The organism is Streptomyces sp. O3, assembly GCF_054788135.1.
Genome location: NZ_JBTVYK010000066.1, coordinates 14,298 through 39,464, shown reverse-complemented (window position 1 = coordinate 39,464; position 25,167 = coordinate 14,298). Strand labels below are relative to the sequence as shown.

Genomic DNA, 25,167 nt, shown 5'->3' with positions numbered 1-25,167 from the left:
GTGACGTGGTACAGGAACACCGCCATGGCCGCGTAGAAGCGGAGTCCCGTCAGCGACGGCAGTCCGGCTGACGTCGGGGCCCCCCCGGGGCGGGGGGGGGCCCCCCCGGGGGGGGGGGGGGCCGCGGGGGCCACGGGGTCGGCCTTCGGAGCGCCACCCCTGCCGCGGCCTCCCTGCTGGTCAGGTGCATGATGAAGTAGACAGACGGGGGAGGGGCAAGGCGGGAAGAAGGATGGGAAGGGGCGGGGATGGCGCACTGGACGATGGAGCGGCAGGAAGCGGCGGCGACTCCCGCGGTGCCGGAGCGTGTCGGCGGCGCGGGCTGGACGGCCGCGTGGCTGACGGGGGCCGTGGCGCTGGCGGGGGAGGGCACGCTCGCACTCGTCGTCGCCTTCCTGGCGGGCCTGCGGGAGGAGCACTATGTCGCCGCTGGCTTCGGGGCCTACGTCGGGTATCTCCTCTTCGCCGTGATCACCGCGATCGCGCTCGGCCTGGCGGGGCTGATCGTCTCGGCGGCGGCCGTCCTGCCGGTCGTGCAGTTGTCGCGCTGGTCGGCCAGCAGGGCCGGGCGGGCGGAGACGGTGCGCTGGTGCCTGGCCGCCTGCGGCGTGTTCGCCACGGTGGCCGCCGTGGGCACCGGGGTGCCGACGATACTTCTCGGCGGCAGTTGGAGCGTGCCCGCGCTGGTTCTCCTCGTGGCCTTCCTCGGCATGGCTCCCGCCGCCCTGTGCGCACGGGCGGTGACCGTCCGGCGCGGCACGGGCGCACGGTTCGGGCTGGGCGCGGTGGTGCTCGGCTGCGGGCTGGCGCTGTCGTCGGTGGTCTTCGCCGGTGGCCTGGCGGCCTACGCGACCGGTCTGGTCCAGATATACGAGCCGCCACGGCTCACCGAGGCGCAACTCGTCGGCACTTGGACCGACGACCAAGGCGGCACTCTCACCCTCCGGGCCGACGGCACCGCGGTGGCCGACGATCTGGACGTCCGCATGTACGAGGACGCGTCCAGGCGGTGCAGCGGCTCCGGCACGTGGGCGCGGGGCACGTCGCCGTCCGGAACCCCGCAGGTCGCTCTCAGCATCAGCGACTGCCTGGAGAAACGGGGCTGGGAGTTCGGCGGAACCGAAGAACGGCCCACCCTCTACTACTGGATCGGCGACCCGGACTCACTCAACCAGCACACCCTGAACCGCGGCGCGCCGCTGCCGTAGCGTGAAGGCCACGCCGCACGCCAAGAACAGGTCGACGCGCTCAAGGCGAAGCTGAACCGGCCTCTTCATGTCTCGCCGCCCTTGGGCTCAGCGCCCCACCGGAGAGGCGGGAACGCTGAGCGCGAGGGGCACGGCGTGATGTCGGTCTGGCTAGGTGGTGTCGTTCCGCTTCACGGCCTGACGTTGTGCCGTGATCGTGACCGTGCACCGTTCGCCCAAGGGGGCCGCCGCAGCCGGTGCCGAACGCCGATGAGACGCTTCAGGAATTGGGTGAGTACCGACCGGCTGACGGGTCGGGGCCCTACTACTACCATTGGTGGATGTTGCGTAATGGGCCGGTGACCGTGACCGTTACCGCGCGCGGCGGGGACGGGCACGGCAAGGAGGAGCTGAGCGCCGTGGAGGCCCGCACCGGGGCCGCCATGCTGACGCGGCTGGCGGGAGAGCTGGGCGGAAGTTGACCGGACGGCTGCGCGCATCCGACCCGGTCAGGATCGGCCCGTACCGGCTGCTGCGCAGGCTGGGCGCGGGCGGCATGGGCGTGGTGTACCTGGGGCGTTCGGCCGGCGGCCGCCATGTGGCGATCAAGACGGTGCATCCGCACCACGCGGACGACGTGGACTTCCGCAGGCGCTTCCACCGCGAGGTGGACCTCGCCCGGCGGGTCGCCTCGCGCTGGGTCCTCCCGGTCCTGGACGCCGACCGGGAAGCGGCGTCCCCCTGGCTGGTCACCGCGTATGTCGGCGGCCCGTCGGTGGAGGACGCCGTACGGGAGTACGGTCCGCTGCCCCCGCCGACCGTCGCCTACCTGGGCACGATGCTCGCCGAGGCCCTGAACCGGGTGCACGAGGTCGGCCTGGTCCACCGTGACGTCAAACCGGCGAACGCGCTGCTCGCGCTGGACGGGCCCCGCCTGATCGACTTCGGGATCGCGCACGCCCTGGCCGATACCGTGCTCACCGCCGACGGCGACATCGTCGGCTCGCCCGGCTTCCTCTCGCCCGAGCAGGCCTGTGGGCTGCGCGCGGGGCCCGCGAGCGATGTGTTCTCGCTCGGCGCGGTCCTCACGTACGCCCTGGGGGGCATGCCGCCTTTCGGGCGGCGCGACCAAGTCGGGCTGCTGTACGCGGCGGTGTACGACGAGCCCGACCTGAGCCGCGTACCGGCTGCCTGGCGGGCGCTGTTGCGCTCCGCCATGGCGAAGGACCCGCAGGAGCGGCCGAGCACCGCCGAGCTGCGGTCCGCACTCGCCGGGGCGGCCGGTCTTCCCGGTGAGGACGACTGGCTGCCCGGCGAGATCACGCGGCTGATCGCGGCGCGGGCCGCCGAGCTGCTGGACGTCGACAACGCTGACACGGTCACGCCCGTCGGCCCGGCCGCCCCGGTCACGTCGGATGCTCCGGTCACGTCGGACGCCTCGGACGCCTCGGCGGACCCGGATACCCTCGCGAACACCGATCCGGTCGATCCGGTCGATCCGGCCGATCCGGTCGATCCGGTCGATCCGGTCGACGAGCCTCCTGACGTCGCCCCCGACGACCCCGCCGCCCCGACCCGTCCCCCCGTCACCCGCAGACGCCTGCTCACCCTGTCCGGCGCGGCCTCGGTCGTCGCGGTCGGCGGGGGGCTCGGCCTGTGGGCCGCGCTCCGCGACGGCGACCGCGGCGGTGGCTCAGGGCGCGGCGGGGCGCGGGGACCACGTCGTACCCGGTACGTGATCGGGCTGCACGCCGACCTGTCGGGACCCGGCGCCACCGTCGGCACCGCGCAGGAGCGCGGCGCTCGGCTGGCGGTCGAGCAGGTCAACGCCCGCGCCGCCCTGCCGTTCACGTTCGCCCTGCGGGCCCTGGACGACAAGGGGCGCGTCAGCGACGCCCTCGACGTGGCGTCCGGTCTCGTCGCCGACCCGGACGTCATCGCGGTCATCGGCTCCTCGACGAACGCCACCGCCCTGGGCACCGCCGCCCTCTACGCCGAGGCGGAACTGGCCACCCTGGTGCTCTCGGCCGCGTCCGGCGAACTCACCCAGCGCAACCCGACCTCGCTGGTGCGCGTCACACCCGACGACTACGCCCAGGCCGACGCCGTCGTCGCCTGGCTGGCGCAGAAGGCGAAGGCCCGCCGGGTGGCGCTGGTCGACGACCGTACCGCCTACGGCTGGGGCGTCACCCGCACCGTGCGGGAGGCCCTCAGGGGGCGGATCGCGACCCGCTCGTGGATCGTGCCCGCGGGCACCGACGACCACGAGCCCGCCGCGCGCGAGATCCGCGACGACGGAGCCGACGCCCTGGTCTACGCCGGGTCGTACCCGGACGCCGCCCGCCTCGCCCGCGCGCTGACCCGCACCGGATTCAAGGGGCTGCGCATCGGCACGACGCGCGTCAACGACCCGCGGTTCGTCGAGCGGGCCGGTCCGTCCGCGCGGGGCTGGCTGCTCACCTCGTACGTCACCGACCCGGCGGCCGACCCCGGCCTACGCGGCTTCGCCGAGGCCTACCGGAAGCGGTACGGGGCGGACCCCGCGCCGTACGCGGCCGAGGCGTTCGACGCGATCCAGCTGACCGCGGCGGCGTTCGCGGGCGGCCGCTCCACGCCGGACCCCGCCTCCGGCGCGGTCGAGCGCACCACCGCGATCCGCCTGCTGCGCGCCACCACGTACGAGGGGGTCACGAAGGAGCTGGCGTTCCAGCGGACGGACGGCGACTTCACCGGGCACGGCACCTTCCTCTACCGGGTCGAGCGCGACCGCGTCCGCTGGCTCGGCAACGCGGCCGACCTGGTCTCCCTCTGAGCCCGGCGTCCGCCCCGCCGGATGTACCGGAACCTCACCAACTACGCCACAAACCCGTCCGCTCCGGCCCCGGCGGCACCCGCGCGGCGTACGCTCCCACAGGAACACGACGCGCTCGAAAGGACCCCGATGGACAGCGCAGAGTACGAGCGCAGGATCGCCGCTCGTTTCGCGACCTTCGACCAGGACCGCAACGGCTACATCGCCCGCGACGACTTCGGCACCGCGGCGAGGGCCCTGCTCGCCGAGTTCGGCACGACGGCCCGCAGCGACAAGGGCCAGGCGCTCTACATCGGCGCGGAGGCGCTCTGGCAGGGCATGGCGGGCATCGCCGACGTGAACGGAGACCAGCGGGTCACCCGCGACGAGTTCATCACCGGGGCGGTGAAGCGCCTGCGCGACAACCCCGAGCGCTTCGCCGAGATCGCCCGGCCCTTCCTGCGCGCGGCGATCGCGGTCGCCGACGAGGACGGCCAGGGCCCCACGGCGTCGGCCGCCGAGCGCGCGCTGCGGGCGCTCGGAGTGGCCCCCGACGCGGCGGCGACCGCGGCGGCGGCCCTCCTGGACGGCGGCGGCCGCATCGCGTCGGAGGACCGTGTGCTGTCCGTCTTCGCCGAGTACTTCACCACCCCGGAGCCGGACGCGTAGGACTCGTCCCGCGGACGGTGATCTTCTGGTCGCTGATGTCTGCCCTGACGCGCTCGCCGCGCCGGTCCGCTTCGCCGGTGAACGCCTCCGCGTAGTCGCTGAGCTGGTCGTACGTAGCGGTCGGTCTGGTCGACTCGTGATCACGGATTCCCGGCTGCGGTGAAGCGTTCGCGCAGCTTGTACTTGAGCACCTTGCGGAGCGTCTCGTTGCGGGGGAGGGCGTCCAGGATCTCCAGCTGTTCGGGGAGCTTGTGGACGGCGAGGCCTGCGGCGCGGAGGTGGGCGGTCAGGGCTGGGAGGGTCAGGGGTTCCGAACCCTCGGGCTGTTCGCGCTGTTCGAGTACCGCGCAGACGCGTTCGCCGCGCTCCGGGTCCGGGAGGCCGATGACGGCCGCGTCGGCCACGGCGGGGTGCTGGTGCAGCAGGTCCTCGATCTCCTTCGCTGAGATGTTCTCGCCCTTGCGGATGATCACGTCTTTGAGGCGGCCGGTGAGGACCAGGTGGCCGTCGGCGGTCAGCTTGCCCAGGTCGCCGGTGAGCAGGTAGCCGTCCGCGTCGAAGGCGGCGGCCGTGTGGGCCGGGTCCAGGTAGCCCTGGCAGACCGCCTCGCCGCGCAGGCGGATCTCGCCCTCGGCGTCGGCCCCCAGCGGTTTGCCGTCCGGGTCCGTGACGCGGATGTCCATGGTGGACGGCGGGCGGCCCTCCGTGGTGGCCAGGTTCTCCGGGGTGTCGTCGGGGGCGCCCATGGTGATCATGGGGACCTCGGTCATGCCGTAGCCGTGGGTGAGCTGGCAGCCCAGCTCGGCGCGGACCGCGTGGTACAGCTCCGGGGGCTTCGGCGCGCCGCCGCCCGCCAGCAGGCGCAGGGTGGGGATGAGGGGACGGCCTGGCTGTTTGCGCTGCTCGGCGAGGAACATGGAGTAGAACGCGGTGGAGCCGCCCGCCGTCGTCACGCCGTGTCTGCGGTAGCCGTCCAGCGCGTCCGGCAGGGCGAACTTCTCGAAGAGGACGGCGGGGAAACCGTAGAGCAGGAGCATGACCAGATAGTCGGGGCCGCCTATGTGCGCGAAGGGGAAGGCGATCGAGCCGACGTCGTCGGGCGTCAGACGCAGTGCGTGGGCCAGGCAGGAGCCGCCCGCGATGAGTGAACGGTCGGTGTGGCGTACGCCCTTGGGGTCGGAGGTCGTGCCCGAGGTCCAGTAGATCCAGCGGACCGCCGTCCCGGACGCGGGCGGCGGGGGGAGCGCGGACGGGTCGCCGTCCGGCAGGTCCGGGGTGCCGTAGGCGGGGAAGACGCCCCGCGCTCCGAGCCGTCGCGCCATCGCCGTGTGGTCGAAGTCCCGCCACACTCCGGGCGAGGCGAAGAACTCGGCGTGGGACTCGCGCAGCGCGAAGTCCACCTCGCGGTCCCGGTAGAAGGGGATGAGGGGGGTCTGCACCGCGCCGACGCGGGCCAGCGCGGCGGCCAGCAGGACGGTCTCGACGCGGGTGGGGAGCTGCCAGGCCACCACTGTGCCGGGGCGTACGCCCATGTTGTACAGGCCCGCCGCGACGCGTTCGGCGCGGGCGCGCAGGTCGCCGAAGGTGAGGGCGCGGTCGGCGGCGGGGTCAGGGTCGGCCTGGATCAGAGCGGGGCGGTCGGGGGTCAGGTCGGCGCGGCGGCTGATCAGTTCCCAGAGGGTGGCGGATGCGTCCAGCTCGCGTGCGGTGTCGTCGCGCATGCCGTACCCCCGGCTCTCGAACTGATGAGGTGTCAGATCGTTGCAGAGCGTAGGGCTCGGCGCCTTGTCGGTCCAGAGGGGCGGGCGCTAGTCTCAATCTGACGGTCCATCAGAAATGGTGAGGGGAAGCGATGGGGGAAGCGATGGAACTGCCTCGGATCATCAGCGTCGACGACCATGTGATCGAGCCCGCGCACCTCTTCGAGACCTGGCTGCCGAAGAAGTACCGGGACCGCGGCCCCAAGCCGCTCACCGCCGGGATCGGCGAACTCGCCTACACCGGAGGCAAGTACGTGATCACCATGGACCCGGACGGGCCGCCCGCCGACTGGTGGATCTACGAGGACCTGAAGTTCCCGTACAAGCGCAACATCGCCGCTGTCGGCTTCGACCGCGACGACATGACCCTGGAGGGCATCACCCGCGCCGAGATGCGGCGGGGCTGCTGGGACCCGAAGGCGCGGCTGGCGGACATGGACCTCAACCATGTGGAGGCCTCGCTCTGCTTTCCCACCTTCCCGCGGTTCTGCGGGCAGACCTTCGCCGAGGCGCACGACAAGGAGGTCGCGCTCGCCTGCGTGCGCGCGTACAACGACTGGATGGTGGAGGAGTGGTGCGGGGGCAGCGGCGGGCGGCTCATCCCGCTGTGCCTGATCCCGCTGTGGGACGTGGACCTGGCCGTCGCCGAGGTCGAGCGGAACGCCGCGCGCGGGGTCCGGGCCGTCACCTTCTCCGAGATCCCCACCTACCTCGGGCTGCCCTCCATCCATTCCGGCTACTGGGACCCCTTCTTCGCCGTATGCCAGGAGACCGGGACGGCCGTCAACATGCACATCGGCTCGTCGTCGCAGATGCCCGCCGCGTCGCCGGACGCGCCGCCCGCCGTGCAGGCCGCGCTCAGCTTCAACAACGCCATGGCCTCGATGATGGACTTCCTCTTCTCCGGGGTCCTGGTGAAGTACCCGCGCCTCAAACTCGCCTACAGCGAAGGGCAGATGGGATGGATCCCGTACGCCCTGGAGCGCGCCGACGACGTGTGGGAGGAGCACCGGGCCTGGGGCGGGGTCCGTGATCTGATCCCCGAGCCGCCGTCCACGTACTACTACCGGCAGATCTTCTGCTGCTTCTTCCGCGACAAGCACGGGGTGGCGTCCCTCGACGTCGTCGGGCGCGACAACGCCACCTTCGAGACCGACTACCCGCACGTCGACTCGACCTTCCCGCATACGAAGGAGGTCGCGCTCGACCACGTCAAGGGACTGGACGAGGAGACCGTCTACAAGCTGATGCGCGGCAACGCCATCCGCCTGCTCGGCCTCGATCCCGACCAGGGCCGGTGAGTTGAGAACCCGTGGATCTCGCCTACACCGCCGAGGAAGAGGAATTCCGGGCGCGGCTGCGCGCCTGGCTGGCGCGGGTGCTGCCGACGCTCCCGCCGCGCCCCGCACCCGACGACTGGCCGGGCCGCCGGGCGTACGACCTCGGCTGGCAGCGGATGCTGTACGAGGCGGGGTACGCGGGGCTGCACTGGCCCGTCGACGCGGGAGGCCAGGGCGCGTCGCCCACCCAGCACCTGATCTACCTGGAGGAGACCGAACGCGCGGGCGCCCCGTACGTCGGCGCGAACTTCGTCGGCCTGCTGCACGCCGGGCCCACCATCGCCGCCGAAGGGACGCCCGAGCAGCGGGCCCGCTGGCTGCCGCCCGTACTGCGCGGCGACGAGGTGTGGTGCCAGGGGTTCAGCGAGCCGGACGCCGGGTCCGACCTGGCCGCGCTGCGGACCCGCGCCGTACGGGACGGGGACGCGTACGTCGTCAGCGGGTCGAAGATCTGGACCTCGCACGCCGAAGTCGCCGACTGGTGCGAGCTGTTGGTGCGCACGGACGCCGTGAGCGAGGACGTGCCCAAGCACCGGGGGATCTCCTGGCTCGCGATGCCGATGGACGCGCCGGGCGTCACCGTACGGCCGCTGCGTACGCTCGCGGGCTCGACCGAGTTCGCGGAGATGTTCCTGGACGAGGTGCGGGTTCCGGTCGCGAACCGGGTCGGCGCGGAGAACGACGGCTGGCGGGTCACCATGGTCACGCTGTCGTTCGAGCGCGGCACGGCGTTCGTCGGCGAGGTCGTGGCATGCCGTCGTACGCTCGGGCAACTCGCCGCCGAGGCCCGTAAGAACGGGCGCTGGGACGACCCGGTGCTGCGCCGGAGGCTGGGACGGCTGAGCGCGGAGTTCGCCGCGCTGTGGCGGCTCACGCAGTGGAACGTGAGCGAGGCGCAGCGCACCGGCGGAGTGCCGGGCGTCGGCGGCTCGGTGTTCAAGCTCCGGTACTCGCACGCCCGACAGGAGCTGTACGACGCGGCCTCGGCCGTGCTCGGGCCCGACTGCCTTGATCTCGGGCGGGATTGGAACCTGGAGCGGCTGTCCTCGCTGGCGTACACGATCGCGGCCGGTACGTCGCAGATCCAGCGGAACATTGTGGCCGAGCGGATTCTCGGCCTGCGGAAGTAGCGCCGAAGGGGCGTCGAAGGGGCGTGGGGCGGTGCGCTGTGGACTTCCAACTCAGCGATGAACAAGTGGCGTTGCAGGCAGGTGTGCGGGAGCTGCTGGCCGGTCGCTTCGGCCGGGAGGCGCTTCGGGCCGCCGTGCCGGGCGCGGGTGCGGATGCCGCTCGTACGGGCGACGCGGACGCGGGCGCGCCTGTGCTCGATCGTGGCCTGTGGCGCGAGCTCGGCGACGCCGGGTTCTTCGCGCTGCGGCTGCCGGAACACGAGGGCGGCGTCGGTCGCGGGCTGCCCGAGGCGGTGCTGGTCTTCGAGGAGGCGGGGCGGGCCCTGCTGCCGGGGCCGCTGGTCGCCACACATCTCGCCGCTGGTGAGGTGCCGGGGGCCGCGACGGGCGAGACGGTGGTCACCGCTGTCGACGGGGTGCTCGTGCCGTGGCTGGCCGAGTCCGACGTCGTACGGGGTGACGCGTTCGGGGCCGTACCGCTGAGGTCGCTGGACCCGCTGACGCCGCTGCACCGGGTGCCCGGCGGGAAGCGTCGCGCCCCGGAACCGGCGGCCGAGCTGCTCACCGCCGCCGAGCAGCTCGGCAGCGCGTCCCGCACCTGCGAGATGGCCGTCCAATACGCCAAGGAACGCGTGCAGTTCGGTCAGCCCATCGGCGGATTCCAAGCCGTGAAACATCTGTGCGCACAGCTGCTCGTACGGGTCGAGGCGGCGCGCGCGGCGGTCTACGCGGCCGCCGTGACCGGTGACGCGCCGGACATCGCGGCGGCCGGGCTGCTCGCCGACGAGGCGGCGGTCGGCAATGCGCGCGACTGCCTTCAGGTGTACGGCGGGATGGGCTTCACCTGGGAGGCCGACGTGCACCTGCACCTCAAGCGGGCGTGGCTGCGCGCCGAGCTGGGCACGTCGGCGGGTGAGGCGGAGGAGCTGCTGGCGGCCGGGCTGTAGCCGGACGGCTGGATGACTGCAGGGCGGAGGTGACCGCGCGGTGTCGATATCGACCTGTGTCCCAAGGCGCGCTCGTCACGGCGCGGAGTCGGGTGCTCGCTCCGGTACGCTCCGTGAGATGCGAGTGGTCCTGGCGGTGGTCCTGATGCTGAGCCATGCTGGTGCGGCCCGATGGGGCGCGTCGGAAGCGGCGTCGCGCGCCTCTCGCAGGGCACTGCGGGGCCGCGCACCCTATTGTTCGACTCCCCCGCGAGTGCGTCGCACAGTATGCCGCATGCGTACTCCTTCGCGCTGGAATATGCCCGAAGCGCTTGTTGGGGTGACTGTACGTCAACCATGCTGTCTCGTAAGGGGATCACGCTCCGTGGCCCCTGGGAGACACGAGGCGATGTGTCCGCCGGTTCGGATGGTGTGAGCGGTGCAGGTGCTTCAAACGCAGACGGAGATCACGGCGGACCCCGCCGAGGTGGGGCGCGTCCGCCGGTGGGCCAGGGACCGGTTGGCCCGCTGTGGGATAGACGCGGACGAGTCGCTCGCCGAGTCCGTCGTCCTGATCGTTTCCGAACTCGTCACCAACGCCGTGGTGCACACCAGATCGCCCGCGGTGCTGAGTCTGCGGTGCCCCGACCCGCTGGCGGAGAGTCCGGGCGCGGTACGGGTCGAGGTCGCCGACATCAGCGCCCGGCCGCCCCGGCCCCGGCACGCCGACGACGACGCCACCCACGGCCGCGGCCTCGAACTCGTCGACGGGCTCGCCTCCCGGTGGGGCTGGCAGCCGGAGGGCGCGGGCAAGCGCGTCTGGTGCGAGGTGGACTGCCGCGCGTCGAGCGCCGGTCTGGTGGAACCCGCGTGCGCCGTCGCTTTTCCGGCATAGCTGGCAGAACGCCGGGCAGGTATTGACGTGGCGTGACCGCCTGATCACGCTGGTTCGCAGTGATGCGCCGTGAGGGGACGCCGAGGAGGGCTGACGCGGGGCAGGACTGACCTCGGCGAGCGCGCTCGGGGTGACTGGGCGCGCCGCCGCCCGTGCCGTGTGCGGCGCGTACCGGTCACAGCGCCGCAGCTCACAGCACCGCGACCGGCGCGACCGGTGTGCCCGTGGCTCCGACGAACGGCTCCGGGACCGCCGCGAGCAGGAACGCGTACCGCGACTGCTGTGCACAGGCTGTGGACAACTCCTCAAGCTGGAAGTTCTGCCCCTGAAGCATGCCCATCTCGACCAGGTGCAGCGCGTGCACGGGCATCCAGAGATGCTCGATCTCCGGCGGGAAGATCTCGAACGTGAGCGTGTCGTTGGCGACCGCCGCGACGTCCCGCGCGTGGAACCACTCCGGCGCGCGCACCGAAAGCCCCGGCGACGGATAGCCGTACGCGTGCTTGTCCCCCGCCAGATAGACCCTCATCTGTCCGGTGCGTACGAGGACGATGTCGCCGGAGCGCACCGTGACGCCCGCGAACTCCTCGGCCTCGGACAGGTCTTCGGGGGTCACGGGGTGGTCGCCGGGCAGCCGGTCCACGCCCTTGGCGCGGGCGACGTCCAGCAGGACCCCGCGCGAGACCACGGGCCCGGCCTTGTCGATGCCGCTGAACCGCGCCCCGGCGTGCGGGGTGATGGAGTCGGCGGGCCTGCCGTTGTAGAGCCTGCCCGAGTGGGAGACATGGGTGAGCGCGTCCCAGTGCGTGGCCGCCTGGAGGCCCATCGTCACGACGTCGTCGCTGCAGGCGACCGTGCCGGGGCCGAACAGCTCCTGGTTGATCTGCACCATGCTGTGGAGCGGGTTGACCCGCCCCGGAATGACGCCTGTCTGCACCCCGTCCTGGCGCAGGGGCAGTGCGAGCGGGATCCGGCGGCCGGTCCGCACCTCGGCCGCCGCGCCGCGTACGACCTCGTCGGTGATCAGGTTCAGGGTGCCGAGCTCGTCGTCCGGCCCCCAACGGTCCCAGTTGTTCACGCGCTTGGCGATGTCGTGGAACTCGGGAGGGAGGGGAGGAGGGGGCTGCGCCCCGGCGGGATCGGCGGGATCGGCGGCGGGATCGGCGGGGGGATCGACGGAGGGGGCGGCGGAATCGGTGGGGTCGGCGGACATGGGGCCTCCTGGCTCTTGTGCTTTCGCGTCCGATGCCCCATAAAATCTAACGGTCCGTCAGAAACCGCGGGAAGGGGCCGGGCGTGGGGAACTTCTTGGCAGGCAAGGTCGTCGCCGTGACCGGCGCCGGTCGGGGCATCGGGCGGGCGGTCGCACTGGCCGCGGCGGCGGACGGCGCGAAGGTCGTCGTCAACGACTACGGCGTCGCCGTCGACGGCGGCCAACCAGCCAGCGAGATAGCCGAGTCCGTGGTCAAGGAGATCCGGGCGGCGGGCGGCGAAGCGGTCGCCGTGGCCGACGACGTCTCGACCATGGCGGGCGGCCAGCGGGTCGTGGACGTGGCGCAGGCGGAGTACGGACGCCTGGACGGGGTCGTCTGCGTCGCCGGGATCCTGCGCGAGCGGATGCTGTTCAACATGTCGGAGGAGGAGTGGGACCCGGTGGTCGCCACCCACCTCAAGGGCACCTTCACGGTGTTCCGCGCGGCGTCGGCGCTGATGCGCAAGCAGGGCGCCGGGACGCTGATCGGCTTCACCAGCGGCAACCACCAGGGCAGCGTCTCGCAGGCCAACTACGCGTCGGCGAAGGGCGGCGTGATCTCGCTGGTGCGGAGCGCGGCGCTCGGGCTGCACAAGTACGGAGTCACCGCCAACGCGGTCGCGCCGGTCGCCCGTACCAGGATGTCGGCGAACGTCCCGATGGAGCTGAAGGAGATCGGGGAGCCGGAGGACGTGGCGGCGCTCGTGGTCTACCTGCTGAGCGAGCGGGCCCGCGAGGAGGGGATCACCGGGCAGGTGTACACCGTCGCCGGACCCAAGATCGCGGTCTGGGCGCAGCCGCGCGAGCTGCGGGCGGGGTACGCGGAAGGGGGCTGGACCCCGGCCAGGATCGCGGACTTCCTGCCGGGGACGGTGGGCGTCGACCCGATGCCGCTGCTGGCCCAGGTGGAGGCGATGGCGTCGGCGGCGGCGAAGGGGGCGCGGCCGAATTGAGCCCGTCCGGCGGTCGAGGATGAGCCCGGAGGGCGAACACGCCAGGAGGAACCACCGTGGAGTTCGGGTTCGACGCAGCAGACGACGCGTTCCGCGAGGACGCCCGCGCCTGGCTCCAGGCGCACCTCACCGGCGGCTTCACTGGAGCCGCCGGAGCCGCCGAAGCCCGCCGCGCCTGGGAGCGTGAACTCGGCGCGGGCGGCTGGATCGGCCTGGGGTGGCCGGACGCCGCGTACGGGAACCGGACGGCGAGCCTCACTCAACAGGTCGTCTGGGCCGAGGAGTACGCCCGAGCCGGGGCCCCCGCCCGCTGCGGCCACATCGGCGAGAACCTCCTCGCGCCCACCCTCATCGCCCACGGCACCGACGACCAGAAGCGGCGCTTCCTGCCCCCCATCGCCCGCGGCGAGGCCCTCTGGTGCCAGGGCTACAGCGAACCCGGCGCGGGGTCGGACCTCGCCGGGGTACGCACAACGGCTCGGCGCGCGGGAGACACGTACCGCGTCACCGGCCAGAAGATCTGGACCTCGCTCGCACAGGACGCCGACTGGTGCTTCGTCCTGGCCAGGACCGAGCCCGGTTCGGCGCGGCACCACGGCCTGTCGTTCCTGCTCGTGCCGATGGACCAGCCGGGCCGTATCGAGGTCAGACCGATCACCCAACTCACCGGCACCAGCGAGTTCAACGAGGTCTTCTTCGACGGAGCCGAGGCCGCCGCCGCGGACGTCGTCGGCGGGGCGGGCAACGGCTGGGCCGTGGCCATGAGCCTGCTCGCGCGGGAACGCGGAGTGTCCACGCTGGTCCAGCAGATCGGCTTCGCCGAGGAACTCGCGGGCGTGGTGCGCGAGGCCGTCGCCTCCGAAGCGGCGGCCGCCGATCCCGTACTCAGGGACCGCCTCGTACGGCAGTGGGCTGAGCTTCGCACCATGCGCTGGAACGCCCTGTACACACTAGGCAGTTCGGAGCAGGGGCACAGCCAGGGCCAGGGCCAGGGTCAGAGCCAGGGGCAGGGTGCGGAGGCGGTTGGCGCGCCCAGTGTCGCCAAGCTGCTCTGGGGCGGCTGGCACCAGCGCCTCGGCGAACTGGCCATGGCGGTACGGGGCGTCGCCGCGACGGTCGGCCCGTACGACTGGAGCGACGGGCGCGGCACGGGCGGCGGGGGACCGTACGAACTGGACGTGTGGCAGCGGCTGTTCCTCTTCAGTCGGGCGGACACGATCTACGGCGGCTCGGACGAGATCCAGCGCAACATCATCGCCGAGCGCGTGCTCGGCCTGCCCAAGGAGCCCAAGGGAGGCGTCCGATGAGCGCGGCGAGTGCGGCGAGTGCGGCGAACGTGGCGAACGCGGCGAGGCGGATACGCGGTGTGGTCTTCGACGGGAAGCGCGCCCAGGTCGTCGACGACCTGGAGGTGCGCGAGCCGGGACCGGGCGAGGTGCTGGTCGCGGTCGCCGCGGCCGGGCTGTGCCACAGCGATCTGTCCGTGATCGACGGGACGATCCCGTTCCCGCTGCCGGTGGTGCTCGGGCACGAGGGCGCGGGCGTGGTCGAGGCGGTCGGCGCGGGCGTCACCCACGTCGCGCCCGGCGATCACGTGGCGTTGTCCACGCTCGCCAACTGCGGGGCGTGCGCCGAGTGCGACCGGGGGCGGCCCACCATGTGCCGGAAGGCGATCGGGAGGCCGGGCCAGCCGTTCGCGCGGGACGGGCGGCCGCTGTACCAGTTCGCCTCGAACTCGGCCTTCGCGGAACGGACCGTCGTGCAGGCCGTACAGGCGGTGCGGATCCCCGAGGACGTCCCGCTGACGTCGGCGGCGCTCATCGGGTGCGCGGTACTGACCGGCGTGGGCGCGGTGTTCAACCGCGCGCGCGTGGAGCGCGGCGACAGCGTGGTCGTCATCGGCGCGGGCGGGGTCGGCCTCAACGTGCTCCAAGGGGCGCGGCTCGCGGGCGCGCTCACCGTCGTCGCGGTGGACGCGAATCCGGCGAAGGAGGCGGCGGCACGGCGGTTCGGGGCCACCCACTTCATCGACGCGTCGTCGCGGGGCGGCGACGCGTCGCCGCGCGCGGCCGACACCCCGGCCGCGGTGCGCGAGATCCTGCCGGCCGGCGCGGACCACGTATTCGAGTGCGTGGGCAGTACGAAGCTGATCCGGCAGGCCGTGGACCTGCTCGACCGGCACGGCCAGGCCGTCCTGCTCGGCATGCCGCGCGCCGGAGCCGAGGCGTCCTTCGTTCCGGCGGACCTGTTCCTGGACAAGTCGATCCTGGGCTGCCGCTACGGGGCCTCGCGACCGCAGCGCGACGTCGCGCTCTACGCGGAGCTGTACCGGCAGGGGCGGCTCCTGCTGGACGAGCTGGTGACGGAGACGTACCCGGTGGAGGACTTCGCCAAGGCGGTGGACGACGCGGAGCAGGGGCGGGTGGCGCGCGGGGTGCTGACGTTCGACTAGATCGGGTCTGCGGGTCGCGCCCCGCCCGCGCGTTACGCTCCGGCGAACGTACGTGTGAAAGGGCGGGGTCGCATGAGGTTCCGGGGGATGCGCGTCGCGGTCGTCGGCGCGGTGCGTCGCTGGCGCGCCAACGCGGTTGTGGTGCTGACGCTCTGCCTGGTCGTGGGAGCGGCCGGGGTGGGAGCCGGGTGGACGGCGCACAAATGGCGAGAGGGTCCCGTACTCGCCTTCGCTGACGAGGACCCGGTGGTGGGCTCCGTCGAGGACCTGAGGGTGAAGCGGCTCGGTACCGGGCATGGCAGGGACTGGGTCGCCCGCGGCGATCTCACCGGAGACAGGGAACTCCTGCGGGCGGCCCTGCGCGCGGTCGCGGCGCATCACGGCGACGCGCGGCCCACCGGGGACAAGGGCGGCGACTTCGACGCACAGAGCCGCTCCAACGTGCTGGAAGCGCCGAGGTCCCAGGTCCTCTTCGCGGGGCGCATCGGAGCCGAACGCGTCCCCACCGTCTATCTCCTGGTCGACTCGGGCGACTCCCTTCGCGCGTCCCGGCCACAGGCCCCTTACCTGATCGTCCGCTACGAGAGGAAGGAGGGCGGGGACGGTTACCAGGAGCACCCGTACCCGCGCGGGTACAGAGGCACGGACGTGATACCGGTGGCGCTCGACTGGCCGAGCGACGATGACGCCTCCGGCAGCCCACGCGGATCGGGTGCGCGCGAGACCCGGCTGGCACTACCCGGCTCGCTGACCCGCGTGGAAGCGGCCGGGCTGGACGAGGACGACTACGAGTGGCGGCGGCTCAAGGTCACCGGTGGGATCACGGAGCCCGTCGCCGTCTACGACGCGCGGATGGACCGCTGCTCGGCCTCCGGACTGCTGCTGCGCGCGAGGGTCCCCAGCAGGCGCGGCGGCTACTACATGCGGCACTACGTGCTGCGCGGCGGCGACGTCGTACCCGTGCCGGTGACCTACGACCCCGGCGCGGACGAGGCGGGCGCGGACGAGGCGGAAGCCGAGATGTTCGACGCGACGCAGGTACGTACGCTCGCCCGGCAACTGATGTGCCAGCGCTCCGCGCGCGGGTCGGACGAGTCGGGCGAGTCGGACGCCCGCGCTGAGTACGTGAACTGGAAGCGGCTGTGGCAGGGCGGGTTTCCCGGCAAGCCCGGACGTCACGAGATCGTACGGACCGAGGAGCAGCCCAGTGGGGCGACGACCAGCGAGCTCGTGGGCGTGGACGTCCCGCGGCGCTACGAGCGCATCGGCGTGCTCTCGACGAAGGGCGACGAACTGTGCGCCGCCTGGGATGAGGCCGTCGTGGCGATAGGGCGCGCCCACCGCGTCCGGGTCACCGTCAGGGACCCGCATTCCGGGGAGGAACGCACGGGGGACGGGCCGGTGTTCGCCACCCGCTTGGGCAAGACCGGTCGAGCGGGATACGTGGCGGAGCTCCGCGACCGGAAGTACACCCGCACTCTTGTGTGCGACCGGGTGGACTCCTACGCGGGCTGAACGCCCCGCGCGGCCGCCTGGCCCGCTGTCCGGTCCGCCGCCCGGTCCGCTGTCCGGTCCGCCGCCCGGAACGTGCGGCGGTACGCCGTCGGGGTCACCCCGAGTGCCGCCTGCACATGCTGCCGCATGGACTGCGCCGTGCCGAATCCCGCGTCGCGTGCGACCTGGTCCATGCCGAGGCCGGTGCTCTCCAGCAGGTGCCTGGCCCGTTCCACGCGCTGCTGGGTGAGCCACTGGCCGGGGCTGACGCCTGTCTCCTCGCGGAAGCGGCGGGTGAAGGTCCGGACCGACATGGACTCCTGCTGCGCCATGTCGCGCAGCTGGATCGGCTCGTGCAGGCGGCCGAGCGCCCAGGCGCGCGCGGTCGTGGTGGCCGCCGACTGGGCCTCGGGCACCGGGCGTTCGATGAACTGGGCCTGGCCGCCGTCCCGGTGCGGCGGTACGACGGTGCGGCGGGCGACGTCGTTGGCGACCGCCGCACCGTGGTCGCGGCGCACGATGTGCAGACAGAGGTCGACGCCCGCGGCGACTCCGGCGGAGGTCAGGATGTCGCCGTCGTCGACGAAGAGGACGTCCGCGTCGACCTTGACGGTGGGGTGGAGCCGCTGGAAGTGCTCGGCGTGCCACCAGTGCGTGGTGGCGGGGCGGTCGTCGAGGTAGCCCGCCGCGGCCAGGACGTACCCGCCCGTGCAGATCGCGACGATGCGGGTGCCGGGCCTGATGTGGGCGAGCGCGGCGGCCAGTTCGGGGGTCAGCCGCCCCTCCTCGTGCACCGGGCCGAGCTCGTACGAGGCGGGCACGACGACGGTGTCGGCGGTGGCCAGGGTCTCGGGGCCGTGCTCGACGAGCACCGCGAAGTCGGAGTCCGTACGGACCGGGCCCGGCGGCCGGACCGAGCAGGTGACGATCTCGTACAGGGGCCGTCCCGCGCTGTCCTTGGCGCGCCCGAAGATGCGGTGCGGGATGCCGAGCTCGAAGGGCAGCAGACCGTCCAGGGCGAGCACGACCACGCGGTGAACGAGAGGCATGGCCCGATCATAGCGAATGCTGTCTCTCGGGCCACTCGATTGTCGTGATCGCGACCAGCAGCCTGGAGCGCGTGACACAGACAACGGCCTCCGCTTCCGATCCCGCGCCCGCCTCCGGCCCTGCGCCCGTCTCCGCCTCGGCTTCCGTCCCCGCCCTGGGGTCGCTCTCGCGTAAGCCGCCGCGCAAGCGGCCGCGTATCCACCGGGCGTGGATCGTCGCGGGCGTCGCCTTCGTGACGATCATCGGCGGAGCCGCCTTCAACGCGCTCCCCGGCGTGCTGATCGAGCCGCTGCACGAGGAGTTCGCCTGGTCGCGCGGCGAGATCGGCTTCGCGATCTCGGTCACCATGGCGCTGTACGGGCTCACCGCGCCGTTCGCCGCCGCCCTGATGGACCGCTTCGGCATCCGGAGGGTCGTCGCGGCGGCGCTGACCATGATCGCCGCGGGCTCGCTGCTCAGTGTGTTCATGACCGCCAGCTGGCAGCTGATGCTCTACTGGGGCGTCCTGGTCGGCCTCGGCACCGGCTCGATGGCCCTGGCGTTCTCGGCGACGGTCACCAACCGCTGGTTCGTCGCGCGGCGCGGCCTGGTCACCGGCGTCCTGACCGCCGCTGGCGCGTCCGGGCAGCTGGTCTTCCTCCCGCTGTGCGCCTGGATCGTCGAGGAGCACGGCTGGCGGCCCGCGTCCGTCACGGTCGCGCTCGCCGCGCTGGCCGTCGTCCCCTTCGTCTGGCTGCTGCTGCGCGACCACCCGGCCGATGTCGGCCTCGCCCCGTACGGTGGGGAGTACGTCGAGAAGCCCGCACCCCAGCGCGGCGCGGCCCGGCGTGCCCTGCGCGTCCTGGCCGAGGCGTCGAAGACCGGCCCCTTCTGGCTGCTCTGCGGCTCCTTCGCGATCTGCGGCGCTTCCACGAACGGGCTGATCCGCACCCACTTCGTCCCGGCCGCCCACGACCACGGCATGCAGATCACGGCCGCCGCGTCGCTGCTCGCGGTGATCGGCGTCTTCGACATCATCGGCACGATCGGCTCCGGCTGGCTGACCGACCGCTACGACCCGCGCCGCCTGCTCGCCGTGTACTACGCCCTGCGCGGGGTCTCGCTGCTTCTGCTGCCGATGCTGCTCGCGCCCGAAGTCCGGCCGCCGATGATCTTCTTCATCGTCTTCTACGGCCTGGACTGGATCGCCACCGTGCCGCCCACCATCGCCCTGTGCCGCGAGCACTACGGGGAGGACAGCGCGATCGTGTTCGGGTGGGTGCTGGCCTCGCACCAGGTGGGCGCGGCGCTGGTGGCGTTCCTGGGCGGGGTGGCGCGGGACGCGTTCGGGTCGTACGACGTGGTCTGGTTCGCGTCCGGCGCGCTGTGCGCGGCGGCGGCATTGATGGCCCTGGTGATCAGACGTAGGCCGGAATCGGTCAACAGCGAAGATGTGTCGCTGAGTTGAGGGTGGAGTGGAATGATTCGGGTGGTGTCGCCGGGCGTCCGTGAAGGCCGCGCGTCCGCACGACTCGTACGTCCGTAAGACCGCACGCCCCGCATGGCTGCACGACCGCACGGCTGCCGGTCCCCTGGGGTCCTTTCGGTCCCGCCGTCAGGGTGCGGACACGTTGAAGGGGGAGGTCCTTTGATCCCTGCACTCTTCAGACCGTCCAGGCCGTCCAGGCCGTCCAGGCTCGCCGGAGGCGTCGGACGCCGTACGCCAGGCAGGTCGCCCTCGGCCGCCCGGAGGAGGCGGCTGACCTCTCTCGTCGTCGGCGGCGCTCTCGCCGCGACGGGCTTAACGGCCTTTCCCGGACCCGCGCAGGCCGCCACGGAACCGCAGGACGCCACGGGACCGACGGCGTACGTGGCCAACTTCTACAGCGACACCGTCTCGGTGGTCGACACCAGTACGAACACCATCACCGACAGCATCACGGTCGGCAGGAGACCCGTCGGCGTGGCGGTCAACCCGGCCCACGGGCACGCCTACGCGACCAACTTCAACGAAGCCACGGTCTCGGCGATCAACACGGACACCAATGAGGTCACCGCGACCATCCCCGTCGGCAGCAACCCCCTCAACGTGGCCTTCACGCCGTCCGGAACCCGCGCCTACGTCGCGAACAGCGGCGGGACGACGGTCTCGGTGATCGACACCGCGACCAACAAGGTCAGCGCCGCCATCCCGGTGGGGAACTCCCCGAATGGTGTGACGATCACCCCGTCGGGCGCCACCGCGTACGTGACCAACAGCAACGAGGCCACGGTCTCGGTGGTCGACACCGAGACCAACACGGTGACCGACACCGTTCCGGTCGGGGCATCCCCCGCCGGTGTGGCGGTCAGCCCCTCCGGGGCCGTCGCCTATGTCGCCAACAGCGGCGGGAACACGGTCTCGGTGATCGACACCGCGACGAACGCGGTCAGCGACACCATCGTGGTCGGGACCTCCCCGAACAGCGTCGTGTTCGACGCGTCGGGCACGCGCGCGTACGTCGCCGACCGGGGCAGCGACGACGTGAAGGTGATCGAGACGGCGAGCGGGACCGTGACGGCGACCGTTCCCGTCGGCGACAGTCCGGCCCGAGTCGAGGCCGCCCCGTCCGGCACGGCCGTCTACGCGACCAACCTGGACAGCGGCACCGTATCGGTGATCGACACCGGGACCAACGAGGTCACGGCCACGATCGCCGACTTCACCGGCCCGTACGGCCTGGCCTTCGCCGCCACGCCGTCACCGGCGAGGGCGGACATCGACGTCGGTCTCACCGCTCAGCCGCGCCTGGGCCTCCTGGTGCCGTACCTGTCCTACGACCTCACCGCGCACAACACCGGTCCCAGCGCCGTCACGTCCGCGACCCTCACCGCGAAGCTCCCGCCGGGCGCCGAGGCCAGCCACCTCGCCTCCGGGTGCACCGCCGACGGCACCACGGTGACCTGCGAATACGGGACCATCGCCGACGGCGCGAGCGCGACCAGGTCCTTCCGCGTCCCACTGCACCTGCTGACTCTCGGGCCGGTCGAGGTGTCCGCGTCGCGCACCGACTCAGCGCCCATCGATCCCAACCCCGCCAACGACACGGCGTCCGTCACCTGCAACGCCCTCTCCGTCGTCCTCGTCACCTGCCCCTGACACAGGGCGTGCGCGGTGATGTCGTGCCGTCCGCCCGTCCGCCCGTCCGCCCGTCCGCCCGTCCGTTCGCTGGGCGGGCGGACGGCACGACCTGAGTCCTCTAGTCCGCGAGTTGCCTGAACTGCCCCCGGTGGAACAGCAGCGGCGAGTTCGCGTCGCCGTCCGGTGCCGTGCCCAGCGCGTGCACCCGGCCGACCACGATCAGGTGGTCGCCCCCCGTGTGTACGGCGTGGATCGTGCAGTCGACCCAGGCGTCCGCGCCCGCGAGGCGCGGCGAACCCGACACCGGCGCGGCGTCGTACCGTACGCCCGCGAACTTGTCCGCGCCCGCCCCGCTCACGGCGAACGCCCGGCACAGTTCCTCCTGTTCGGTGCCGAGGATGTTCACGCAGAAGGCTCCGGCACGGGCGATGCGGGGCCAGGTGGTCGACGTACGCGCGACCATGAAGGCGACCAGGGGCGGGTCGAGCGAGAGCGAGCTGAACGACTGGCAGGCGAAACCGGCGAAACCGGCGGGACCGGTTGGGCCGCCGGACGCGGTGATGACCGTGACGCCGGTGGCGAAGTGCCCCAGCACCCGGCGGAATTCGCCGGGGTCCAGCGGCAGTCGCTCGTCGTCGCCGACCGCGCGCAGTTCGGGGCGCGGGAGCGGTTCGACCGGCCTGACCGGCTTGACCGGCTCGGCGACGGTGGGCGCGCCGACTGACCTGAGGTAGCGGACGGCGGTGGCGGCCATCCCTGCGTGTCCCATCACGCTGTTCATTAGAGCTGACGTACCGTCAGATAGGAAGCCTAGCGGCCGCTGTATCGGGGGCTGCGGCGTTCCACGAAGCTCGTGACGCCTTCGTTGGCGTCCCGCGTGGCCATGTTGATCTCCTGCGCCGCCGCCTCGGCCGCGAACGCGGTGGTTCGGTCCGCGTCCAGCGAGGCGTTGACCAGTTGCTTGGTCATCGCGAGGGCGCGGGTGGGACCTTGGGCGAGCCGCTCGGCCCACGCGCGGGCGGTCTTCTCCAAGTCCTCGTCGGGCACGACCCGGTTGACCAGGCCGAGCCGCTCGGCTTCCACGGCCGGGACGGAGTCCCCGAAGAACATCAGCTCCTTGGCGCGCTGCGGACCGATCAGGCGGGGCAGCAGATACGCGCCGCCGCCGTCCGGGACGAGTCCGCGGCGTACGAAGACCTCGATGAACCTGGCCTGCTCGGCGGCGATGACGAGATCGCAGGCGAAGGCGAGGTGAGCGCCGATTCCGGCGGCGGTGCCGTTCACGGCGGCGACAACCGGCTTCTCGCAGTCCAGTACCGCGGCGATGAGGCGCTGAGCGCCCTGGCGGATGGTGCGGGCGACGTCGCCGGGGGCGCGTTCGGCGGGCGCGGGCGCGGGCGTCCCCCGGAGATCGGCACCGGCGCAGAACGCTTTTCCCGTCGCGGTGATCACGACAGCGCGGATGCCGGGGTCCGCGGAAGCTTCGGCGAGCAGTGCGATGAGGCGTTCCCGCTGGTCCCAGGTGACGGCGTTCATGGCGTCGGGGCGGTTGAGGGTGATCCACGAGACGCCGTTGTCAGTGGCGTGCAGTACCAATGAATCAGCAGCGGCGGCCGGACTGGCGGCCGCACTGTCCGAGTCGCGAGGCTCAGCGGGGGAGGGCGTCATGGGCATGCGTGAGTGGCTCCGTTTCGTGCGCGTACGGGCTTGGGCGTGGGCGGGCAGGCCGACGAGGGCGGGGCCGGGGCCGGGGCCAGGGTCAGGGCCGGGGGCACGGCCAGGGCCGGGGTCAGCGGCACACCGCGAGCGCGTCCAGGGCCACCGCGCCCTGCCCGCGTGGCAGCACCATCAGCGGGTTGACGTCGAGCTCGGCCAGCTCGTCGTCCAGTTCGAGCGCCATCCGCTGGACCCGCAGCACGACCTCGACCAGCGCCTCGACATCGACCGGAGGCGCCCCGCGGACCCCGTCCAGCAGGGCCCGCCCGCGCAGTTCGCCGAGCATCGCCCGCGCCTGGTCCTCGCCGAAGGGCGGCACCCGTACGGCCGTGTCCCGCAGCACCTCGACCAGCACTCCGCCGATGCCGACCGTCACCGTCGGGCCGAACAGCCGGTCCCGCGTGACGCCGACGACCATCTCCACACCCCGCTCGACCATCTGGCACACCAGGACGCCGTCCAGGTCGACGCCCTCGTAGCGGGCGATCTCGGTCAGCTCCCGATAGGCGTCCCGCACCTGGCTGGCCGAGGTCAGGCCGACCTTGACCAGGCCGAGTTCGGTCTTGTGGGCGAGCCGCGCGCCGGACGCCTTCATGACGACGGGGTAGCCGACCAGGCCCGCGGCCCGGACCGCCGCCGCCGCGCTGGTCACCAGCTGCTCGCGCGGGACCCGTATGCCGTACGCGCGCAGCAGCTGCTTGGCCGCGTGTTCGCTCAGCTGCTGGCCCGGTCGCATCAGGTCCCGCACCTTGCGGAAGGAGGGGGACGGGGTGCGCGGGGCCTCGTCGAAGGGCGAGCGATAGGCGGCCGTGAAACGGTGGTGGTCCAGATAGGCGCGCACGGCGGTGATGCAGTTCGTGAAGGTCCGGAAGGTGGCGACGCGGGACGAGCCGAGCAGGGTACGGCGGTAGGCGTCCTCGGTGCCGACGGGCGAGCCCCACACCACGCACACCAGTTTGTCCGTCTGCTCCGCCGCGTCCACCAGGTCCTGCGCGAGCTTGTCGCTCATCGGCGGGAAGGGGCCGGTGATCGGGCAGACCAGCACGCCCACCGACGGGTCGGCGAGGATCGCGTCGATGATCCTGCGGCCGCGCCAGTCGCCCACCGGGTGGCCGCCGTTGTCGACGGGGTTGGCGACGTTCAGATACTCCGGGATCCACTGGTGGAGCTCGTCCTGCTTGGCGGCGGGCAGGGTCGGCAGGCTGAGCCCGGCCTCGGTGGCCAGGTCCGCGAAGTGCGCGCCCGTGCCGCCCGAGATCGAATACACCGCGACGCCGTCGGCCCGTGGGGGGCGGGCCCTGGCCAGCAGGGCCGCGGTGTCCTGGAGTTCGTCCAGGCCGTCCACGCGGACCACGCCGTACTGCCGCATCGCCGCGTCCACCACCGCGTCGGCGCCGGTCAGCTTGCCGGTGTGGGACGCGGCCGTACGGGCGCCGGTCTCGGTGCGGCCGACCTTGACCGCGACCACCGGGACGCCGCGCCGGGCGGCGCGGTCGGCGGCGAGCAGAAAGGAGCGTCCGTCCTTGAGGCCTTCCACATAGCAGGCGATGGCGCCGACCTCGGGCTGTTCGGCGAAGTAGGAGAGGAAGTCGGCGGTCTCCAGGTCGGCCTCGTTGCCCGTGGGCGCCCAGTGGGACAGGCGCACGCCCAGCTCCTGCATCGCGAAGACCGGGCGGCCCTGGTGCCCTGACTGGGTGATCAGCGCGATCGCGGGACCCGCCAGGTCGTCCCGGAACGTCTCGAAGGCGTTGAGGTTGGTGTTGGGGCCGAGCAGCCGCAGCCCGGAGCGCTCGACGGCGGCGGCGAGGCGGGTCTGGGCGAGGGCGCCCTCGTCCCCCGTCTCGGCGAAGCCGGAGGCGAAGGCGACCGCGAACCTGACCTTGGCTTCGGCCAGTTCCTCGATCACCGGAAGGGGGTCCCCGACCAGCAGCACGGCGAGATCGACCTGCTCCGGCAGGTCCGCGACGGAGGGAGCGCAGGGTATGCCGAAGACGGACTGACGGGTGGGGTGCACCGGGTGCAGGCGGGCGCCGACCCGCTCGGCCCAGGCCAGCAGCTGCCGGGTGACGCCGGTGTTCGGACGGCCTTCGGCGTCCGACGCGCCGATCACGGCCACCGACTCGGGGCGGAAGAAGCGGTCCAGGTCAGGCACGTCGGCGTGCAGCGGGCGGCCGCTGACGTCCAGGTCGGCGGCCTGGCTGGTCGGCCCGCCGGTGCCGTCGGCACCGGCCGTACTGCTATGCACGGCCGGTGCCGGTCGCTCGCCGCAGGCCACGACGCGGGCCGGGCGGGAGCCGGTGGTGAGGGTGCCGTGGGTCGATCCAAGCATCGCTGACGCCCGCCTCCTGTATCGGTCAACGGTCTGACTGTTCAACGGTTCAACACGCGAACAGAGCTGACGCATAGTCAGATTACTGAACTGACGCGCCGTCAGGAACAGGCGTGCGCGGAA

General features: G+C 72.5%; 20 protein-coding genes. 14 read left to right on the top strand and 6 right to left on the bottom strand.

Annotated features, from left to right (window positions below; translation table 11 throughout):
* The first annotated feature begins 248 nt into the window (after positions 1-248).
* The 4 genes from ACX6XY_RS26375 to ACX6XY_RS26360 all read left to right on the top strand — a co-directional run bounded on the left by ACX6XY_RS26375 (position 249) and on the right by ACX6XY_RS26360 (position 4,647).
* Complete coding sequence (locus tag ACX6XY_RS26375; protein WP_460335780.1) at positions 249-1,208, top strand: hypothetical protein; 960 nt, start codon at positions 249-251, stop codon at positions 1,206-1,208.
* Between the two features lie 320 nt (positions 1,209-1,528).
* Positions 1,529-1,669 carry a hypothetical protein gene (locus ACX6XY_RS26370; protein ID WP_460335777.1) on the top strand — a complete coding sequence of 47 codons (141 nt, stop codon included), beginning with the start codon at positions 1,529-1,531 and terminating at the stop codon, positions 1,667-1,669.
* Positions 1,666-3,999, top strand: a complete 2,334-nt coding sequence (locus ACX6XY_RS26365) for a bifunctional serine/threonine-protein kinase/ABC transporter substrate-binding protein (RefSeq protein WP_460335774.1) — start codon at positions 1,666-1,668, stop codon at positions 3,997-3,999. Before ACX6XY_RS26370 ends, ACX6XY_RS26365 begins: the two co-directional genes overlap by 4 nt.
* Before the next feature lie 129 nt (positions 4,000-4,128).
* Complete coding sequence (locus ACX6XY_RS26360) at positions 4,129-4,647, top strand: EF-hand domain-containing protein (RefSeq protein ID WP_460335771.1); 519 nt, start codon at positions 4,129-4,131, stop codon at positions 4,645-4,647.
* A gap of 140 nt (positions 4,648-4,787) precedes the next feature.
* Here ACX6XY_RS26360 and ACX6XY_RS26355 read toward each other — a convergent pair whose 3' ends face one another.
* The gene (locus ACX6XY_RS26355; RefSeq protein WP_460335768.1) at positions 4,788-6,368 is read right to left on the bottom strand and encodes a class I adenylate-forming enzyme family protein; all 1,581 of its coding nucleotides are present in this window, start codon (positions 6,366-6,368) and stop codon (positions 4,788-4,790) included.
* Positions 6,369-6,499: 131 nt separating this feature from the next.
* On the opposite strand from ACX6XY_RS26355, the gene ACX6XY_RS26350 reads away from it, so the two are divergent.
* The 4 genes from ACX6XY_RS26350 (at position 6,500) to ACX6XY_RS26335 (ending at position 10,698) form a co-directional block, all read left to right on the top strand.
* Complete coding sequence (locus tag ACX6XY_RS26350; RefSeq protein WP_460335766.1) at positions 6,500-7,708, top strand: amidohydrolase family protein; 1,209 nt, start codon at positions 6,500-6,502, stop codon at positions 7,706-7,708.
* An 11-nt stretch (positions 7,709-7,719) separates the two neighbouring features.
* Positions 7,720-8,877, top strand: coding sequence for an acyl-CoA dehydrogenase family protein (locus ACX6XY_RS26345; protein WP_460335764.1), 1,158 nt, complete (start codon positions 7,720-7,722; stop codon positions 8,875-8,877).
* Positions 8,878-8,915: 38 nt separating this feature from the next.
* Positions 8,916-9,824: an acyl-CoA dehydrogenase family protein gene (locus ACX6XY_RS26340; protein ID WP_460335761.1), complete on the top strand. Its 909-nt coding sequence runs from the start codon at positions 8,916-8,918 to the stop codon at positions 9,822-9,824.
* 418 nt (positions 9,825-10,242) lie between these two features.
* Entirely contained in the window at positions 10,243-10,698 is a 456-nt protein-coding gene (locus tag ACX6XY_RS26335; RefSeq protein WP_460335758.1) for an ATP-binding protein, read from the top strand.
* A gap of 190 nt (positions 10,699-10,888) precedes the next feature.
* Here ACX6XY_RS26335 and ACX6XY_RS26330 read toward each other — a convergent pair whose 3' ends face one another.
* The gene (locus ACX6XY_RS26330; protein ID WP_460335755.1) at positions 10,889-11,911 is read right to left on the bottom strand and encodes a cyclase family protein; all 1,023 of its coding nucleotides are present in this window, start codon (positions 11,909-11,911) and stop codon (positions 10,889-10,891) included.
* 83 nt (positions 11,912-11,994) lie between these two features.
* Between ACX6XY_RS26330 and ACX6XY_RS26325 the strand changes: the two genes are divergently transcribed.
* The 4 genes from ACX6XY_RS26325 (at position 11,995) to ACX6XY_RS26310 (ending at position 16,870) form a co-directional block, all read left to right on the top strand.
* Positions 11,995-12,903 (top strand): SDR family oxidoreductase, encoded by a 909-nt coding sequence (locus ACX6XY_RS26325; protein ID WP_460335753.1) that lies wholly within the window; start codon positions 11,995-11,997, stop codon positions 12,901-12,903.
* Between the two features lie 56 nt (positions 12,904-12,959).
* A complete protein-coding gene (locus tag ACX6XY_RS26320) occupies positions 12,960-14,210 on the top strand; it encodes an acyl-CoA dehydrogenase family protein (RefSeq protein ID WP_460335751.1) in 1,251 nt (416 codons plus the stop codon).
* A gap of 50 nt (positions 14,211-14,260) precedes the next feature.
* Positions 14,261-15,355: a Zn-dependent alcohol dehydrogenase gene (locus tag ACX6XY_RS26315; protein WP_460335791.1), complete on the top strand. Its 1,095-nt coding sequence runs from the start codon at positions 14,261-14,263 to the stop codon at positions 15,353-15,355.
* A gap of 72 nt (positions 15,356-15,427) precedes the next feature.
* Entirely contained in the window at positions 15,428-16,870 is a 1,443-nt protein-coding gene (locus ACX6XY_RS26310) for a hypothetical protein (protein ID WP_460335750.1), read from the top strand.
* On the opposite strand, the gene ACX6XY_RS26305 is transcribed toward ACX6XY_RS26310, so the two are convergent.
* A complete protein-coding gene (locus tag ACX6XY_RS26305) occupies positions 16,858-17,898 on the bottom strand; it encodes a GlxA family transcriptional regulator (RefSeq protein WP_460335747.1) in 1,041 nt (346 codons plus the stop codon). The genes ACX6XY_RS26310 and ACX6XY_RS26305 overlap by 13 nt on opposite strands.
* A 155-nt stretch (positions 17,899-18,053) precedes the next feature.
* On the opposite strand from ACX6XY_RS26305, the gene ACX6XY_RS26300 reads away from it, so the two are divergent.
* Entirely contained in the window at positions 18,054-19,346 is a 1,293-nt protein-coding gene (locus tag ACX6XY_RS26300; protein WP_460335788.1) for an MFS transporter, read from the top strand.
* A gap of 180 nt (positions 19,347-19,526) precedes the next feature.
* On the top strand, positions 19,527-21,017 hold the full coding sequence (locus ACX6XY_RS26295; RefSeq protein WP_460335744.1) for a hypothetical protein: 1,491 nt from the start codon (positions 19,527-19,529) through the stop codon (positions 21,015-21,017).
* Positions 21,018-21,117: 100 nt separating this feature from the next.
* Here the strand turns inward: ACX6XY_RS26295 and ACX6XY_RS26290 are convergent, their stop codons facing one another.
* The 3 genes from ACX6XY_RS26290 to ACX6XY_RS26280 all read right to left on the bottom strand — a co-directional run bounded on the left by ACX6XY_RS26290 (position 21,118) and on the right by ACX6XY_RS26280 (position 25,044).
* Positions 21,118-21,768, bottom strand: a complete 651-nt coding sequence (locus ACX6XY_RS26290; RefSeq protein ID WP_460335741.1) for a flavin reductase family protein — start codon at positions 21,766-21,768, stop codon at positions 21,118-21,120.
* 41 nt (positions 21,769-21,809) lie between these two features.
* Positions 21,810-22,667, bottom strand: a complete 858-nt coding sequence (locus ACX6XY_RS26285; protein WP_460335785.1) for an enoyl-CoA hydratase/isomerase family protein — start codon at positions 22,665-22,667, stop codon at positions 21,810-21,812.
* 121 nt (positions 22,668-22,788) lie between these two features.
* Entirely contained in the window at positions 22,789-25,044 is a 2,256-nt protein-coding gene (locus ACX6XY_RS26280) for an acetate--CoA ligase family protein (RefSeq protein WP_460335738.1), read from the bottom strand.
* Positions 25,045-25,167 lie beyond the last annotated feature (123 nt).

Bases quoted from the DNA above. Each gene is read 5' to 3' on its own strand.
- ACX6XY_RS26360 (WP_460335771.1), top strand. From the start codon at position 4,129: ATGGACAGCGCAGAGTACGAGCGCAGGATCGCCGCTCGTTTCGCGACC.
- ACX6XY_RS26375 (WP_460335780.1), top strand. From the start codon at position 249: ATGGCGCACTGGACGATGGAGCGGCAGGAAGCGGCGGCGACTCCCGCG.
- ACX6XY_RS26355 (WP_460335768.1), bottom strand. From the start codon at position 6,368: ATGCGCGACGACACCGCACGCGAGCTGGACGCATCCGCCACCCTCTGG.
- ACX6XY_RS26330 (WP_460335755.1), bottom strand. From the start codon at position 11,911: ATGTCCGCCGACCCCACCGATTCCGCCGCCCCCTCCGTCGATCCCCCC.
- ACX6XY_RS26280 (WP_460335738.1), bottom strand. From the start codon at position 25,044: ATGCTTGGATCGACCCACGGCACCCTCACCACCGGCTCCCGCCCGGCC.
- ACX6XY_RS26310 (WP_460335750.1), top strand. From the start codon at position 15,428: ATGAGGTTCCGGGGGATGCGCGTCGCGGTCGTCGGCGCGGTGCGTCGC.
- ACX6XY_RS26285 (WP_460335785.1), bottom strand. From the start codon at position 22,667: ATGACGCCCTCCCCCGCTGAGCCTCGCGACTCGGACAGTGCGGCCGCC.
- ACX6XY_RS26305 (WP_460335747.1), bottom strand. From the start codon at position 17,898: ATGCCTCTCGTTCACCGCGTGGTCGTGCTCGCCCTGGACGGTCTGCTG.
- ACX6XY_RS26370 (WP_460335777.1), top strand. From the start codon at position 1,529: ATGTTGCGTAATGGGCCGGTGACCGTGACCGTTACCGCGCGCGGCGGG.
- ACX6XY_RS26290 (WP_460335741.1), bottom strand. From the start codon at position 21,768: ATGGGACACGCAGGGATGGCCGCCACCGCCGTCCGCTACCTCAGGTCA.
- ACX6XY_RS26350 (WP_460335766.1), top strand. From the start codon at position 6,500: ATGGGGGAAGCGATGGAACTGCCTCGGATCATCAGCGTCGACGACCAT.